This window comes from Oscillibacter acetigenes (assembly GCF_025567605.1).
Classification (GTDB): Bacteria; Bacillota; Clostridia; order Oscillospirales; family Oscillospiraceae; genus Oscillibacter; species Oscillibacter welbionis.
In genome coordinates this window covers 100,662-115,615 of sequence record NZ_JAOQKG010000005.1, presented here as the reverse complement: position 1 = coordinate 115,615, position 14,954 = coordinate 100,662, and the positions used below count along the sequence as shown (strand labels likewise).

Here is a 14,954-nt window from a genome sequence, read left to right as displayed (position 1 = left end):
ATGTAAAAGCCGCAGCCGAAACTGCGACTTCCCAACAAGTTGTCGGATTACTGGATTGAGGACAGGCGAACAAGAACTTCTCTCATGTCCGTCCAGATCTCCTCCAGCCGTTTTTGCAAATCCTCAATGTCAGCACGATAGATGCTGCCTGTTTCGTTCGCTCGCTTTGCGTACTGGTTCAGGTTGTTGGAGCAGATTCGCAGGAGCGAAACCAGGGCTTTCACATCCTGCAAATCCAGTCTGATACAGTAACCATCCAGAGCCATTTTCCGCAGATAGGCTCCCATGCTGCGGATGCCAAGCTCGTCCATCTTCTCATGGATTCGCTCGACCTCCTCCTTGGATGCAAGGAAATGAACATCCTGATCTCGCTTTGCCATTACAACACCTCCTCACGGGTTTCAGAGTATTTTGCAGGCGGGATATGCTCCGCTTTGGATTTCAGATCAGCCAACACAGAAGGACGCTCTGACTCGCTTCTTTCGTCACGATTTTCCACAGAGTCCTCCATATTCAGGGCTGCATCCAGTTCTGCCAGTCGCTGACTTTTGGCTGTCAGCTCTGCTTCCTGCGGGAACGGTTTTCCAACCTCCGCCTTGGCTGCTTCCTGCTGATTGTAGAGATTATTCAACTGCTCATTGGCTCGTTCTAAGCGCTCAAGGATGCCTGCAAGGGCATTGTCCAGTCGGGTGATATTTCCTCGTGCGTCCGTTCCAAGGGCTACTCTGTGGCTCACAGCGCCCTTCAGGGTCACATCGAACTCGTTCCGGAAACTGTCAAACGAAAGCTCCATCTGAAAGCCACGGTAACTGCCAAGAGGAACCGGATCGGCACTTTTCGTGTCCTTACAAGCCGCAAGGAGGATTTCACCGGCATCTGCCTTTTCGGTGTAGGCTTTGCCCATGATTTCCATGCCGCAAAAGCCATCGGCAATCTGCGGGTGTGCTTCCACGGTTTTAATATCAGCTTCAAAGCCATGAATATAGCCTGTCTGCTTTTCAATCTCAGCCGGGAAGTATTTCAGAAGCTTATCTTCCATACGGTACTGCTGGCTCTGGTGGTCAGCTTTCAGCACCTTCAGCCTTGCCACATCAATGTCCAAGTCCATCTTTTCCTTGATAAGCGGATTGCCGGCACACAGCGCCTTGATCTCCGCATAGGACAGCGCCTGCTCATCCACATCGTCACAGGAGCGAACCGGTGATTTGGAGGTCATAATCTGAGAAATAAACTTCTGCTTGTTTTCCAAGGTCTGATACAGGTAGGCATCGAAGGTTCCCTCGGTCACATACTGATACACCTGAACCTCTTTGTTCCGGTTGCCCTGACGGATGATACGACCGTTTCTCTGGGTCATATCAGACGGACGCCAACCCACATCCAAGTGGTGAACTGCCACCAATTTGTCCTGGACGTTGGTTCCTGCACCCATCTTTTGCGTACTGCCAAGAAGCACTCGCACCTGCCCGGTACGAACCTTGGCAAAGAGGTCTTTTTTCTTTGCCTCGGTATCTGCATCATGGATAAAGGCAACTTCTTCCGCAGGCACACCGTTTGCAATCAGCTTGGTTTTGACATCATCATAGACATTGAAGGTTCCATCATTTTTCGGTGTGCTAAGGTCGCAGAACACCAACTGGGTCAATTTGTCAGCCTGACCGTCCTGCCAGATACGCAGGATATTTCCCACGCAGGCATTGAGCTTGCTGTCAGGGTCATCGGGTAACAGGGTGTTCATTAGCCGCTGATCCAGTCCCAATTTTCGTCCGTCGCTGGTAATCTTGAGCATATTATCGACGGACGGGTCTACAATACCGGCATGAACATCTGCTGCTCTCTCTGAAAGGGAAGCCACCATATCCTTCTGGTACTCAGAGGGCTGAACCACAACCGTTTCAAACTTTGCTTCGGGAACAGGGAGATGCAACTGGTCAGAGGTCTTGATGTCGGCAACCTCCTTGAACATATTCATCAGTTCAGGCAGGTTGAAGAACTTCGCAAATCGGGTTCTGGCACGATAGCCGGTTCCCTCCGGTGCAAGCTCAATCGCAGTTGTTGTTTCTCCGAAGGTCGATGCCCAGGAATCAAAATGGGTCAGGTTCTTTTGCTGGAGCGTACTGTACTGGAGATAGCGCATGACCGTATAAAGCTCGGTCATCGAGTTACTTACTGGAGTACCGGTTGCAAAGATCACACCACGCCCGCCGGTCAGCTCATCCATATAGCGGCACTTCATAAACATATCCGAAGATTTCTGGGCTTCGGAGGTGGACAGACCTGCCACATTTCGCATTTTTGTGTAGAGGAACAAATTCTTGAACGCATGGCTTTCGTCCACAAACAGCCGGTCTACACCCAACTGCTCAAAGGTAATGACATCATCTTTCTTGTCAGCGGCAAGGAGCTTGTCCAGTCTGGCTTCCAATGATTTTCGTGTTTTCTCCATCTGCTTGATCGTGAAGTTTTCGCCACGCTGCCATTTCAGCTCCGCAATCGCACCCTCGATCTCATCAATCTGCTCCCGCAGCTGCCGTTCCTGTCGTTCGGCAGAAAGCGGGATTTTTTCAAACTGGCTGTGACCGATGATGACTGCATCATAGTCACCCGTTGCGATACGAGCGCAGAACTTCTTACGGTTTGCTGTTTCAAAATCCTTCTTGGTGGCAACAAGGAGCTTGGCACTCGGATAGAGGTGCAGGAACTCGTTTGCCCACTGTAAGGTCAAGTGATTCGGCACAACGAACAGGGATTTCTGGCTCAATCCAAGCCGTTTACTCTCCATAGCCGATGCAGCCATCTCGAAGGTCTTGCCCGCACCAACTTCGTGTGCAAGCAGCGTATTTCCACCATATAGCACATGAGCGATAGCATTTCTCTGGTGTTCACGGAGGGTAATATCCGGGTTCATGCCGCCGAAACGGATATGAGAGCCATCATACTCACGAGGTCTGGTGGAGTTAAAAAGTTCGTTGTACTTGGTGGAAAGGGTTTCTCGTCTGTGCGGATCTCTCCAAATCCAATCTCGGAACGCATCCTTGATTGCCTGCTGTTTCTGCTGTGCCAGGGTAGTTTCTTTTTTATTGAGGACACGCTTCTGCTTACCATCTGCATCTTCAATCGTATCATAGATACGAATATCCTTCAGATTCAGCGTTTCCTCCAGAATCCGATATGCGTTGGCTCGCTCTGTACCGTAGGTGACATACGCCGCCACATCGTTGTAGTTGGGAGAACTCTTACCGTTGATGCGCCACTCTGCGGTCAGCTCGGAGAACTTGACCTCAATGGAACGGCGCAAGTAATACGGCGTTTCAAAGGTTTCCTCCATGAACTGCTGAATATAATCGGCATCAATCCATGTTGCACCCAAACGCACATCAATCTCGGACGCATCCAAGTCCTTCGGCTGTGCTTTCTGCAAGGCTTCCACATTGATGTGGAAGGAAGAATCCCTGTCTGCCGCCATCTGTGCGACACGCAGCTTGCTTCTTACATCACCGGAAAGGTAATCATCGGCAGTCTGCCATCCAACTTCCACAGCATCGGGAGCCATCGGGTCTTTGAAGATCACCCCTCGAAGCTCTGCCTGAATCGCATCGTATTCTCCAGGTGTTCCAAGCAGCTGTGCCATAAACGGCAAATCCACCTTGCCACGCTCACCGATAGAGATTGCCAGAGCTTCGGACGGCGTATCCACGCTCGTCACTCTGCGTTCCGGCTTGATGGTTCGCTTGGTGAACATATCCGCCTTGCTTTTCAGATTGCCGTCCTCATCCACATTTTCCAGAGAACACAGGAGATAGTAGGAGGAATCGTCAGCAAATGCCTGACCATTGGCTCGATTATTGATAAGCCCGTTCTTTGCGGCAAACGCATCGTAGGCATCATTCAGTTCTGCCTGTTTCTGAGTAATCATTTCATCCGGGTAATCCTCAAGCTGATATTCGATCAGCTCGTTGACGATACCACGAAGTTCCACCATGCCCATCACACGGTCTTTTGCTTTCTCATTCAGGTCTACACGGCGCATCAGGGAGTTTTCACGGAAGTACACATTGCCATCCACCACGGTATAAGAGAAATTCTTTACATCCGGGGTTGCAGGAATGGTTTCGATTTCCTTACCCTTGTCAGCTTCGGGAAGCTCCACAGCCTGATAGGTTCCTTGGATGTGGGAAACTGCTTCTTTCAGAAGTTCGGACAGTTCCATGCCCTCAATGGGACGCACTGTAATGTCCATGCCGTAGGCGGTACTTTCTTCCACCGTATCGCCCAGAACCATTTCAGGATGAGCGACAAAGTAGCTGTTCATGGTGTGTCCTTCTTCGGTGCGGTCAAGGTTTACCCATTCCGGTACAATGTCAATCGGATGGTCACGCTTTTGCAGGAACAGGATGTCGGACACGACTTCCGTGCCTGCGTTTTTCTTAAAGGCATCGTTTGGCAGACGGATTGCACCAAGCAGTTCCGCCCTCTGCGCCATATATCGCCTTGCGTCAGAGTTCTTGGAATCCATGGTGTAACGGCTTGTCACAAAAGCGACCACACCACCGGGACGAACCTGATCCAAAGCCTTGGCAAAGAAATAGTTGTGAATGGAGAATCCCAGCTTGTCATACGGCTTGTCGGACACTTTGTAGTTGCCGAAAGGGACATTACCCACAGCCAGATCGTAAAAGTCTCGGCGGTCTGTCGTTTCAAAACCGGCTACTTTGATTTCTGCGTTGGGATAGAGCTTCTGAGCAATTCTGCCGGTGATGGAATCCAGTTCCACACCATACAAACGGCTGCTCTGCATTTCAGGAGGGAGCATACCAAAGAAGTTGCCGATACCCATAGCAGGCTCCAGAATATTTCCTGTTTCAAAGCCCATCTGTCCGACCGCATCGTAGATGGAGCGAATGACCGTAGGGCTGGTGTAATGTGCGTTCAGGGTGGAAGCTCTTGCCGCAGCATATTCATCTTCGGAAAGCAGGTTTTTCAGTGTCTGATACTCCTTCGCCCAATTTCCCTTGTCCGGGTCAAAGGCATCTGCCAGACCGCCCCAACCGACATAATTCGACAAAATCTCCTGTTCTTCGGTAGTGGCGTTCCTGTTCTCGCTTTCCAGTTTGAACAGAGTTTCAATGGCTGCGATGTTTCTTGCGAATTTCTGCTTCGGTCCACCTTCACCGATGTTGTCATCCGTGATGTGGAAGTTCACCGCAGGAACAGGTGGGATTTCTCTGGTGGTGATGGACTGCTCAAGCTGAGCGATAATGTCCATGACTTCGGCATTCTGCCATCCGTCCACCTGGGCATAATCCTGAATGATGGTGTCCTTTCCATCTACGCACTGTACGAAGTCCAGACTACCCGGCAGATCTCTGGTATTCATTGCACCCAGGGCTTTTCTCTGCGTGTCAGGAAGTGCATAGTAGGCTCGCAGGGCATCATCAAAGGAACTGTATTCCTTGATGTCCAGCGCACCCCGCTTCTGAATGTCCTCGGCAACATAAAAATGATCGATGAAGTGTTCCGGTTCCTGCTGTTCGGGTTCCGCACTGGCTCTGACCTGTGCGTGTGCCTTTTCGTCAGGGTAGTCCCCATAGATACGGATGCACTTATGCTCCTGCTGATCGTAAACGGCAGCACCATCGTACTTGAATCCGTCATCCTCCATGGTTCCGTCCACATAGCCCTGGGCAGCTTTTTCCGCTTCTTCCAGAGTGTAGTAGTCCAGTTTATCATCGAAGCCGTTTTCAAAGTGATGGTAGGCGGCAACCAGATAGCGGGGAGCCATGCGCTCCTCGTAGCTGTTAATCATCTCAGGTGTCAGCCATTCTGGTTTGTCGGGAATCATTTCATACAGCTCACGCATCTTGGCAATCTGTGCATGGCGGTTGCCTGCCCACAGATGCTTTTCGCTGTGCTGTCCTGCACCAAGGAAGTATTCGCAGTCCATACGCAGACGGTCTAACAGCTGATACTCAGGGGTGTAGTCCCTCGGTTCGGTTTTGCCCAGAAAATCCTCTGTAACGGGCTTTTCTTCGGTTTGGGCATCAACCCTTACCGCATGGTTTCTTTCGTCCTGAGAGAGCATACGCTCGAAATTCTCACGATTCTCGGCACGGAAGATGGGATAAGCAAGCGTAGGGTCACGCAGCTGAACTTCTCTGTCCGTGATCTGCTCCACACGGAAAGCTGTATCGTCCAGATATACCGTGTCACCGACCTGATAATTCCATTTCGGTTCCTCGGAAGCAGATGCTTCCACAACTTCGGCAGGCTCTGCCACAGGCGCTTCTGGCTGAACCGACTCCATCGCAGCTACGGACTGACGAACTTCCTCCAAATAGTCATTGGCAAGCCATTCGTCCGTGAAGTATTCCGTAACGCCTTCCGGGTCTACATAGTAGTCATCGGTCTGATTATCCCAGATCGCATACTCGCCATCCTCGGTATCAATCACTGCGAAACGGTCATAAACATCTTCCAACGGATCAGTTTTAGCTTCTTCGATAGCCTGTCGTTCCGCTTCTTCCTCCGGGCTGAGGTAGCGTCCCTTTCGTATCAGACCGTCGATTCTCTGCACCACCTGCGCCCAGGACATCTGCAATTTATCGCAACCGCTCTTGGTGTAAGCAACACCCTTGGCATCGTGATCCTGACCGCTGTGCGTTGCACCAGAGCAGGCATGGGAATGACCACCGGTTCCGTATTCATGCTTCAGGAAGTCCATCTTTTCCTTGGCAGAATGATTCTCCTGCCAGTAGTTATAAATACGGGCTTTACCACCGGAAAAGCCGCTTCCACGGGTCAAGTCTGCATTGACTTCATCATCCGTAATGAACTGGCGGACAAGGGGCATCTGCATCATATCGGTCTGATACTCACGCAAAGGCATATTCAACTCATACAGCTGTTTCTGAATGAGATTCAGCTTGTGATAGTGAAAACGAAGCAGATCGGGATTTTCCGCAAGGGTTTTTCTAAATTCCGAATACTGCTGTACCAAGGTTGCGTGGAAACGAGGGTCATCCAACTTTTCAGCCAAGTCTGCGGTTTCGTCAGGGAAACCACGAAACGGTTCCTGATGAAGAATTGCCAGATAGTTGCTGGAACGGGCTTCTTCACTCAAATCGTGATAAAGATGCCACAGGGATTCTGCCAACTTCTGACGCTCATATCCGGATGCTTCTACCAGTTCCACATTAGTTGCGAACCGACCATTTTCAAGCAGTTCTCCAATGCGCTCGGCAACCGTTTCCCAAGAAACGATCTGCGCTCTGGGGCTGTCAATGGCAGAGGAACCTTTGGCAAGGTGGATACCGTCCTCGGCATACCACGCACAGATATTCCCGCTATCTTCTTTCAGACCATAGCCGCCGTGATAGACCTGCTTTAAGGTCTGAACGATTTCTTCCAACGGCTTCTGCTTCATATATTCCAGCGCTACGACTTTTCGGGCTTCATCGGTATTGCTACCAAGCAGAAGGAAGTGGTCGATTTCTTCCTGGGCAAAAGAAAAAGCAGAGGGCGTAAAGCTCTCTGCTCGGTCGATAAAACTGATTTGTTCATTTTCGGAGAGGAAAAGGTTCAGACTCAGCTGTTGATAAGCTCCGTCATCACGACTTCCTCCGCCTGTGCTTTCAGGCTGTTCATGTGCTGCACCCACGCCATCTGCTGCGTTTCCTTGTCCGGTGCGGGGCTGTCCTTCAGGTACTGCTCCATCAGAAACTCCACTCTGGCTTTCGCTGTTTCCTCGATCTCCCACAGGTGCGGGAACAGGCTCTCCGTCAGAATCATGTCGTTCAGGAGCATCGGATTGTTCTGTTCCAAAAATGCTCGACGCATCCTGCCGTACTTGCCCAGAGGTTTCTCTCCCTCGTTCTCCAACTGAAGGTTCGGAATCTGATAATCTCCGGCCTGTCTGTAAGTCATCTCGCTCATAATCTGTACTCCTTTCGGTAGCTTTAATCTGCTCATGTTCTCCAATCGCTTTTTCGATTTCCTGAAACATCCTTGTGCTGATGGCATTCACCGCAGTACCAAGGGCATTTACCGTCTGTCTGGTGTTAAAATCAAACACCTTCTGGAAATCCTCATGCTCGAAGTAGTTGTCGGGACTTTCCACGAACCGGCAATACATCGTATAGGATACGCTGTTTGCCACCGCATTTTTGAAAGCTACTTCGATGTTGAGTTCATCATACTCCTCAAGGAAGCTGTTGGCAACGATGTCGAGGAACTGCTTTTTGTAATCGTCCCAATACTCAGCCGCCAGTGCGGATGCAATATCTTCAAGCTGTGCTTCCAGTACCCCGTCAGCGGCAACACCGAAGGTACGCTCCATCGCTTCCATGACATAGGAGCGGTTTTCAGGCGTCACCTCCCACGGTTTCAGTTCCGGGGAAGAACGGCGAACGCCGGTATCCGCCACATCAAACACATAGCGCAGATACGGTTTATCCCTGTTCATCACAAACAGAGCAATGCCGGTAGAGCCACGCTTTACATATCTGCGGTAATTTTCAGCGTTCCAGTCCTCATAGGGCTTGCAAAAGGTCGCATTGGGGCGCTGAGCATAAATCATCACCTGTTCCGGATAGGTGAACTCATAGTTGCGGGACATCGTTCTCAAAAACGAAGTCCAGTTATCTGTGTTCGAGGTGATTTTCCCAATCGTTTCTTTTGCTAATCCGGAATAAAATCGCTCTTTTGCGTTCATTGTATCCCTCCAATCCTATCAATCCGGATAAAGGTTCAGCTTCTCAAAGGCGGCATCGTCCATGGCTGAAACTTTACGGAGAACCGAGTCTGCCAAAGCAAAAAGCTCTGACTCGTCCTCCGAAAGCTGTTCCTTCATCAGTGTCAGTGCTTCACACAGCCCTGACCTTGTGCCAGGGCTGTAAAGCATCATCATGTTCCGCTCATCCTGTGTGAAATCCATCATTCAATCTCCCTTTCCGGGTGGCTCTTGGGCGGCTTATGGGAAACATCCGGCACGGGCTTTTCCTTTAACTGCTCCAACACCGAAGGACGTTCCTCTAATCCGGACGCTTTTCCGTTATTGATGATACCGTCAATCATCCCATAATCATCTTCCATTGCCATCTCTGCGTTTTTCAGGTAGTTTTCGGACTTCATAAAGTTTTCCAGCTTCTGAAACCCAACAGAATCTACATAGTGAAAGGATACCTCACCGACTACCTTTAAGGCTACGATGTCGCTGACCGACATACTGTGACCACGGAAATCATCCGGGTGGTCAATATTGAACTTTACATACAAATCTTCCAGCTGCCGATTCACATCCTCGGACATAGAAATGGAGCCATGATAGACCACCTCGTAACGGTCAATCTCAGGCTCCATTTCTTTCTTCTGAAGGTAGCTGTAATTTGCAAACATGAGCGGGATATTATCGTCTACATCTTCCCGCAGCTGAAGAATCGCATAGGAATCCGTGGGGCTTTCCAGAAAAGCAACCATTCTGTCATCCGGGGTGGTATTTCCGTGAACATCATCCCATTTTTCGTTTTTCATATCCGTGTCCTCCTTATCGTTCAGGCTCTTTGCGTTTGGGAGAGGGACTGGCAGGCGCAGCTTTTTCTGCGGCCTGTGCCAGTTTTTCCATGACCGACTCACGCTTCGGAGAGTCGAGCTTATCCAGCTGACTTTTCAGCACTTTGGCAACCTCAACCGCAGTTTCCTCACGGGCTTCTTCAATGGCTGTATTCAGGAACTCACGATACGGAGCCGTATTACCAGCGGCAAGATCTGCCTTGATTTCTTGGATATGCGCCTGCACATCATCGACCTGATCCATATATTCATAGGGGTCGAAGTTCTCTGCAAAACGGTCGAGCTTAAAAGCAAGCTCAGCGATAGGGTCATTGACCACCACCGCCTGTCTGCCGACTTCAAAAGCCTGCTCCATGACATCCTCATAGAACATTGCCCGCAGTTCCCGGCGCTCCAGCCCGAAGGATTCCAGAATATCCCGGCGGACTTCGAGCATGGACAGTTCAGGGTTATCAACCTGACCGCCATCAATCTCGTTGTAGTTTTCATCCAACAGGGTGTAGTCGTAACCATCTTCGCAGGTCTGCACCGCAAGGATTCTATCCTTTCCGACCTTCCATGCGGCTTCATCGCCCATAATCTCAGGCTCCGGCATATAGCTTGCGCCGTTGCGCTCCATAATTTCTGCAAACTGGCAGATATGAAACACATTGTATCCGATCTGCGTATGATACTCGTCAATGAAGGTGCAGGGCTTCACAACCATTTCATCCGGGTAGTGAATCTGCACACAGCTGCCATCGGGGATATGAAACAAATCCTTATAATGGCTGTCGATAAATCGGATTTCCTTACCATCCGGGTTGTACTCATTTGTCATTTGCGCTTTCCTCCATTTTCAAATTCCATACTGAACTTCGTTTTGCCATCATCTGATACCTCCATAAAGACGGTGGCATCAAAGGTGTTGCCCGTTCTTTCGGACTTGCAATTCTTGAGCTTTACCTTGCCGGAACCAAGCAATTTCTGCGCCGTGGCAGAAGTCATGCTCTTGCCGATGCTCGCAAAGTAGCGATTGTTTTTCCAGAGGGCAAATTTGCAAGCTCTGTTGGAACAGAAAAATGCCTTGGCTTTGTCCTCTACAGCACTGCCGCAGAGCGGGCATTTGCCGATAGAATTGGCTTCTTTCGACATCATAACCTCGGAATCACGGATTACTTCATAGTTCTGAATCAGACCGGCAATCACATCTTTGATCTCGTCCATAAAGTCCTCGCTGGCATATTCGCCTTTCTCAATGAGCAACAATTTTTCTTCCCAATCCGCCGTCATGGATGGGGACTGAATCTGTTCCGGCATGACTGTTACCAGAGCCGTACCCTTGTGGGTCGGAATCAGGTGTTTGGTTTTCTTATCACCCTTACGCTCCAGAAAACCGATGCGAACCAGCTTCTCAATGATACCGGCACGGGTCGCAGGCGTTCCCAAACCTTTGCGCTCCACCTCATCAGGCATTTCGTCCGCACCGGCAGTTTCCATAGCAGAAAGCAGAGTATCCTCGGTAAAGTGTTTAGGGGGAGATGTTTTCCCTTCCTTGATTTCCGTGCCGCTGACGGTCATTTCGTCACCAACGGAAACAGAAGGGAGTGTCTGCACGTTTTCGTCGGATTTTGTCGAATCATTTTTCTGAACCAGAGCTTTCCATCCATCCTGCACAACAGTTTTGCCTTTGGTGGAAAACACGGTACCGCCACAGTCCAGCTCAATAACTGTCTCTGCGTATCGGTGCGGATCGCCAACAGCTACGCACAACCGATTCGAGATCAGTTGCAAAATTGCAAGTTCACCCTTGGGAAGTTCGCTCAGATTGCATTTCTGCAATTCTCTGGTCGGAATGATGGCATGGTGATCTGTGACCTTTTTGTTATTCACAACCTGCTCTGCATGAACTGGTATGTTATCCACATCCTCCACGGGGAATGTGTGGAAAGCCAGCTTTACGAGGTCGGTCAGGCTATGTGCCATATCTTCCGTCAGAAACCTGCTGTCGGTACGGGGATAAGTGACCAGTTTCTTTTCATAGAGGTTCTGCGTGTAGTCCAAGGTCTGCTGTGCCGTGTAGCCAAGCACACGGTTGGCTTCTCTCTGTAAACTGGTCAGGTCATAGAGCGCAGGCGGCTTTTCTGTTTTCTCCTTACATTCAGCTTTCTGAACGATTGCCACCGAACAGCTTTGTTTGACAGCTTCGGCTGCTGCCTTGGTTTTGAAGCGTTCGCTTGCAGCCGTAAAACCATCCAATCCAATCTGAACTGTGTAGAACAGTTCAGGCTTGAATGCGGAAATGGCAGCTTCTCGCATAACAGCCATAGCAAGGGTAGGGGTCATAACACGACCAACATTCAGGGTCTGCCCGTAAAGGGTCGAAAAAAGTCGAGTAGCGTTAATACCAACAATCCAGTCGGCTCGTTCTCGACACAGTGCTGCTTCATACAAAGCATCATATTCCGTTCCAGACCTGAGATTTTCAAAGCCCTCCTTGATTGCTACATCTTCCATCGAGGAAATCCAAAGCCGCTCAAACGGCTTTCTGCACCCGGCTTTGTGGTACACCAACCGAAAGATCAGCTCGCCCTCACGACCGGCATCTGTTGCACACACAAGACTCGCAACATCTTCTCTGGCCATGAGCTTTTTCAGAATCCCAAACTGTTTTTTCGTACCGGCAGAAACCTCATACTGCCAGTCCATCGGGAAGATAGGAAGGTCTGCATAAGCCCATTTGCTGTACTTCGCATCATAGACTTCCGGCTGTGCCAGCTCCACCAAATGCCCTACACACCAGCTGACCACATATCCGTTTCCCTCTAAGTAGCCATCCTCACGCTTGGCAGCACCTAACACTTTGGCAATACTCTGTGCAACCGAAGGCTTTTCAGCCAAAACTAATTTCATTTGCATCTGCTCCTTTCACAAAAAAATAAGCAGCCACACACCGTAGTGCATGACTGCTATGTAAAAAGTTCGGAAAGGATTTTTGCAACCTGATACAATTTTCTGTTCTACAATCTCCGTCATAATAAAAATATCTCCATCATTTCAAAAGAGAATGACGGAGATATTTCACCTTGCTTATTCTTGTAGCAACCAATCGGCTATATCGTGAATTTCGATTCCTTCATAGCTATATTGGGGATGTTTGGTTCTGGCAATAATCATTTTCGGATAAGCGTCTCGAATCTGAAGCAGAGGAGAGCATTCTCTCTCAAATGTTTCCTGCCCGGAAATGTTGTCGCTGACCTGAATATAAATCTTTTCGCTACCTCTCTGAGCAACAAAGTCGATTTCCTTTTGATAGAGCTTGCCGACATAGACATCATATCCACGGCGAAGAAGCTCGATACAAACAACGTTTTCATATACTCTGCCATAGTCTATATTTCTGCTTCCCAGTATTGCATATCGAATACCGCTGTCACACAAATAGAACTTTTCAGAGCTTTCAAGGTATTTCTTACCTCGGATGTCATATCTCTTAATATCATAAAATACAAAAGCATTGCACAAATACTTAATGTACTTGCCGACGGTTACATGATTGGTTGGAGTCTCATTTGCTGTCAGTAGCTGACTGACCTTATTCGGAGAAGTCAGGTTGCTGATATTATCCATAAGGAACTCGCTCAGACGTTGTAAAACCAAAGTGTCCGGGAGAGTATATTTCTGTACCAAATCCCTTGTAACAATCGTTTCGTAGACCTCTTTGATATAGTTTGTTCTGTCTTTTTCGGTTCTATAAGCATAGGAACCTGCTAAACCGCCCTTGATAGCGTACTCATCAAAGAGCTTATCTTTGTCACTAATATCATCATAATACTGGCAATATTCCTGGAAGCTGAAAGGAAACACATGAATTTCAATATAGCGTCCGGTAAACAGAGTTGCCAGATCTGCACTCAACAGGAAAGCATTAGAGCCTGTTACATAGATGTCGTATTTTCCCTTAGAGTACAGGCTATTGATTGCCAACTCAAACTTGGGACACATCTGAACCTCGTCTACAAACAGGTAGTTCGTTTTTCCTTCCTGATAATGTTCTTCCACATAGGCGTGTAAGGCATGGTATTCCTTGATTTCTTCATACGCCAAATCCATGAAGTCGATGAAGATAATATTGATGTTTTCAAAATTGCTTTTCAGATACGCAATATACGCCTGCATCAATTTGGACTTACCAGATCGACGAATGCCCGTGATGATCTTGATGTCAGGAGTACCATTCAGTTCAATGATTCTATCGAGATATTTTGCTCTCGTGATTGTTTTCATATAGTCACCCGCTTTCAAAAATTGAAGTTTTTTCATTTCTCGAAACCGCTTCGCTGTACTTATTATACTGTCTGCTAATAGTATATGCAAGATGTCACTTTCAAAAACGCAAATTTTTTTATTTTTTGAAAGCGGAAACTATGTAAAGGCAACCCGAAGGCTGCCCCAGGCATCAAGCCTATCCTGTTTACACAGGTTCATTATCATCTTCATCGACGGAGCTATCTTCATCGTCGTCCTCAAACTCCGGATCGTACCCATAGTCCTCGTCATCGTCCACATAATCAGCATCTGGGTCAGGCTTTGCCGCTTCCTGTGCCTTCTTCTTTTCCTGGACTTTCTTAAATACGAAGAATCCACCACCACAGGCAAGCACAATCAGAGTAAGAATCGCCGGGAGCATATTTGTGGATTTCGGCTTTTCCTCCGGTGTCGGTTCTGTAATTTCAGGAACTGTTTCAACTACTTCCGGCTTTGTTTCCTCAACCGGCTTGGTGAACTCTGCAACTTCTTCCTCGTCCATCAGCTTGAGCAGGTCGGCTTCATCCACCTGATTCAGAAAATGCACGGTTTCCTCGCCCTTATCATCACGGTCAATGATGATATAGAAGTAGTTTCCGTTTTTGGTTACAGCGGTAATGAACTGCTTTCCGCTTTTCGTAGGCGAGCCAGCGTCATCAACCAAAGTCAGATTGCCGTCGGGAGTAAGCGGTAGCATCGGCTCCTCCGGCTCTGTTTCGGGAACTTTTTCTTCGACCGCAGGTTCTTCAGTCGCTACGCTTTCATCTACATAGGCAAATGCCGTTGTAGAAAACACGCCAAAACACATTGCACACGCCAGCAATGCGGCTCCAATTTTCTTAAATCTCATTCTGCGTTTCCTCCTCATTCATAGTATTGATCGTATCAGGCTTCGGAGCCATATCCGCAGCAAACATACGGAGCAGCTCGGAAAGCTGTTCGGGATTCAGGTTCGCAGCATGAACCATCTCATGGATTTCGGAATTTTCCTCCTCACGGTATCTGCGTTCCAGGTCTTTCACCTTAGCATCCCATTCTGCCCGTTTCTTACGGGCTTTTTCAAGGTCTGCACCTATTCTGTCTAACTTGGCACTCAATCG

At 48.8% G+C, this 14,954-nt stretch carries 9 protein-coding genes; all 9 read right to left on the bottom strand.

The window, feature by feature from the left end; all coding sequences use genetic code 11:
- Positions 1–47: 47 nt before the first annotated feature.
- The 9 genes from OCV80_RS11380 to OCV80_RS11330 all read right to left on the bottom strand — a co-directional run bounded on the left by OCV80_RS11380 (position 48) and on the right by OCV80_RS11330 (position 14,951).
- Positions 48–380, bottom strand: a complete 333-nt coding sequence (locus OCV80_RS11380) for a plasmid mobilization protein (RefSeq protein WP_002578947.1) — start codon at positions 378–380, stop codon at positions 48–50.
- A complete protein-coding gene (locus OCV80_RS11375; protein ID WP_002304391.1) occupies positions 380–8,710 on the bottom strand; it encodes an LPD11 domain-containing protein in 8,331 nt (2,776 codons plus the stop codon). The genes OCV80_RS11380 and OCV80_RS11375 overlap by 1 nt, the downstream gene beginning before the upstream one ends.
- An 18-nt stretch (positions 8,711–8,728) precedes the next feature.
- Entirely contained in the window at positions 8,729–8,932 is a 204-nt protein-coding gene (locus tag OCV80_RS11360) for a transposon-transfer assisting family protein (protein ID WP_015564218.1), read from the bottom strand.
- On the bottom strand, positions 8,932–9,528 hold the full coding sequence (locus OCV80_RS11355) for a YodL domain-containing protein (RefSeq protein ID WP_002304389.1): 597 nt from the start codon (positions 9,526–9,528) through the stop codon (positions 8,932–8,934). Before OCV80_RS11355 ends, OCV80_RS11360 begins: the two co-directional genes overlap by 1 nt.
- 13 nt (positions 9,529–9,541) lie before the next feature.
- Positions 9,542–10,387 carry an LPD16 domain-containing protein gene (locus OCV80_RS11350; protein ID WP_002304387.1) on the bottom strand — a complete coding sequence of 282 codons (846 nt, stop codon included), beginning with the start codon at positions 10,385–10,387 and terminating at the stop codon, positions 9,542–9,544.
- Positions 10,384–12,459: a DNA topoisomerase 3 gene (locus OCV80_RS11345; protein WP_002578949.1), complete on the bottom strand. Its 2,076-nt coding sequence runs from the start codon at positions 12,457–12,459 to the stop codon at positions 10,384–10,386. Before OCV80_RS11345 ends, OCV80_RS11350 begins: the two co-directional genes overlap by 4 nt.
- A gap of 177 nt (positions 12,460–12,636) precedes the next feature.
- Positions 12,637–13,869, bottom strand: coding sequence for an ATP-binding protein (locus OCV80_RS11340; protein ID WP_002304383.1), 1,233 nt, complete (start codon positions 13,867–13,869; stop codon positions 12,637–12,639).
- Between the two features lie 151 nt (positions 13,870–14,020).
- Positions 14,021–14,704, bottom strand: coding sequence for a DUF4366 domain-containing protein (locus OCV80_RS11335; protein WP_002578950.1), 684 nt, complete (start codon positions 14,702–14,704; stop codon positions 14,021–14,023).
- Positions 14,694–14,951: a DUF4315 family protein gene (locus OCV80_RS11330; protein WP_002304378.1), complete on the bottom strand. Its 258-nt coding sequence runs from the start codon at positions 14,949–14,951 to the stop codon at positions 14,694–14,696. The genes OCV80_RS11335 and OCV80_RS11330 overlap by 11 nt, the downstream gene beginning before the upstream one ends.
- Positions 14,952–14,954 lie beyond the last annotated feature (3 nt).

What these genes read in the sequence shown, in the direction of transcription:
- OCV80_RS11380 (WP_002578947.1), bottom strand. Translation starts at nt 380, where the DNA reads ATGGCAAAGCGAGATCAGGATGTTCATTTCCTTGCATCCAAGGAGGAG.
- OCV80_RS11375 (WP_002304391.1), bottom strand. Translation starts at nt 8,710, where the DNA reads ATGAACGCAAAAGAGCGATTTTATTCCGGATTAGCAAAAGAAACGATT.
- OCV80_RS11360 (WP_015564218.1), bottom strand. Translation starts at nt 8,932, where the DNA reads ATGGATTTCACACAGGATGAGCGGAACATGATGATGCTTTACAGCCCT.
- OCV80_RS11355 (WP_002304389.1), bottom strand. Translation starts at nt 9,528, where the DNA reads ATGAAAAACGAAAAATGGGATGATGTTCACGGAAATACCACCCCGGAT.
- OCV80_RS11350 (WP_002304387.1), bottom strand. Translation starts at nt 10,387, where the DNA reads ATGACAAATGAGTACAACCCGGATGGTAAGGAAATCCGATTTATCGAC.
- OCV80_RS11345 (WP_002578949.1), bottom strand. Translation starts at nt 12,459, where the DNA reads ATGAAATTAGTTTTGGCTGAAAAGCCTTCGGTTGCACAGAGTATTGCC.
- OCV80_RS11340 (WP_002304383.1), bottom strand. Translation starts at nt 13,869, where the DNA reads ATGAAAAAACTTCAATTTTTGAAAGCGGGTGACTATATGAAAACAATC.
- OCV80_RS11335 (WP_002578950.1), bottom strand. Translation starts at nt 14,704, where the DNA reads ATGAGATTTAAGAAAATTGGAGCCGCATTGCTGGCGTGTGCAATGTGT.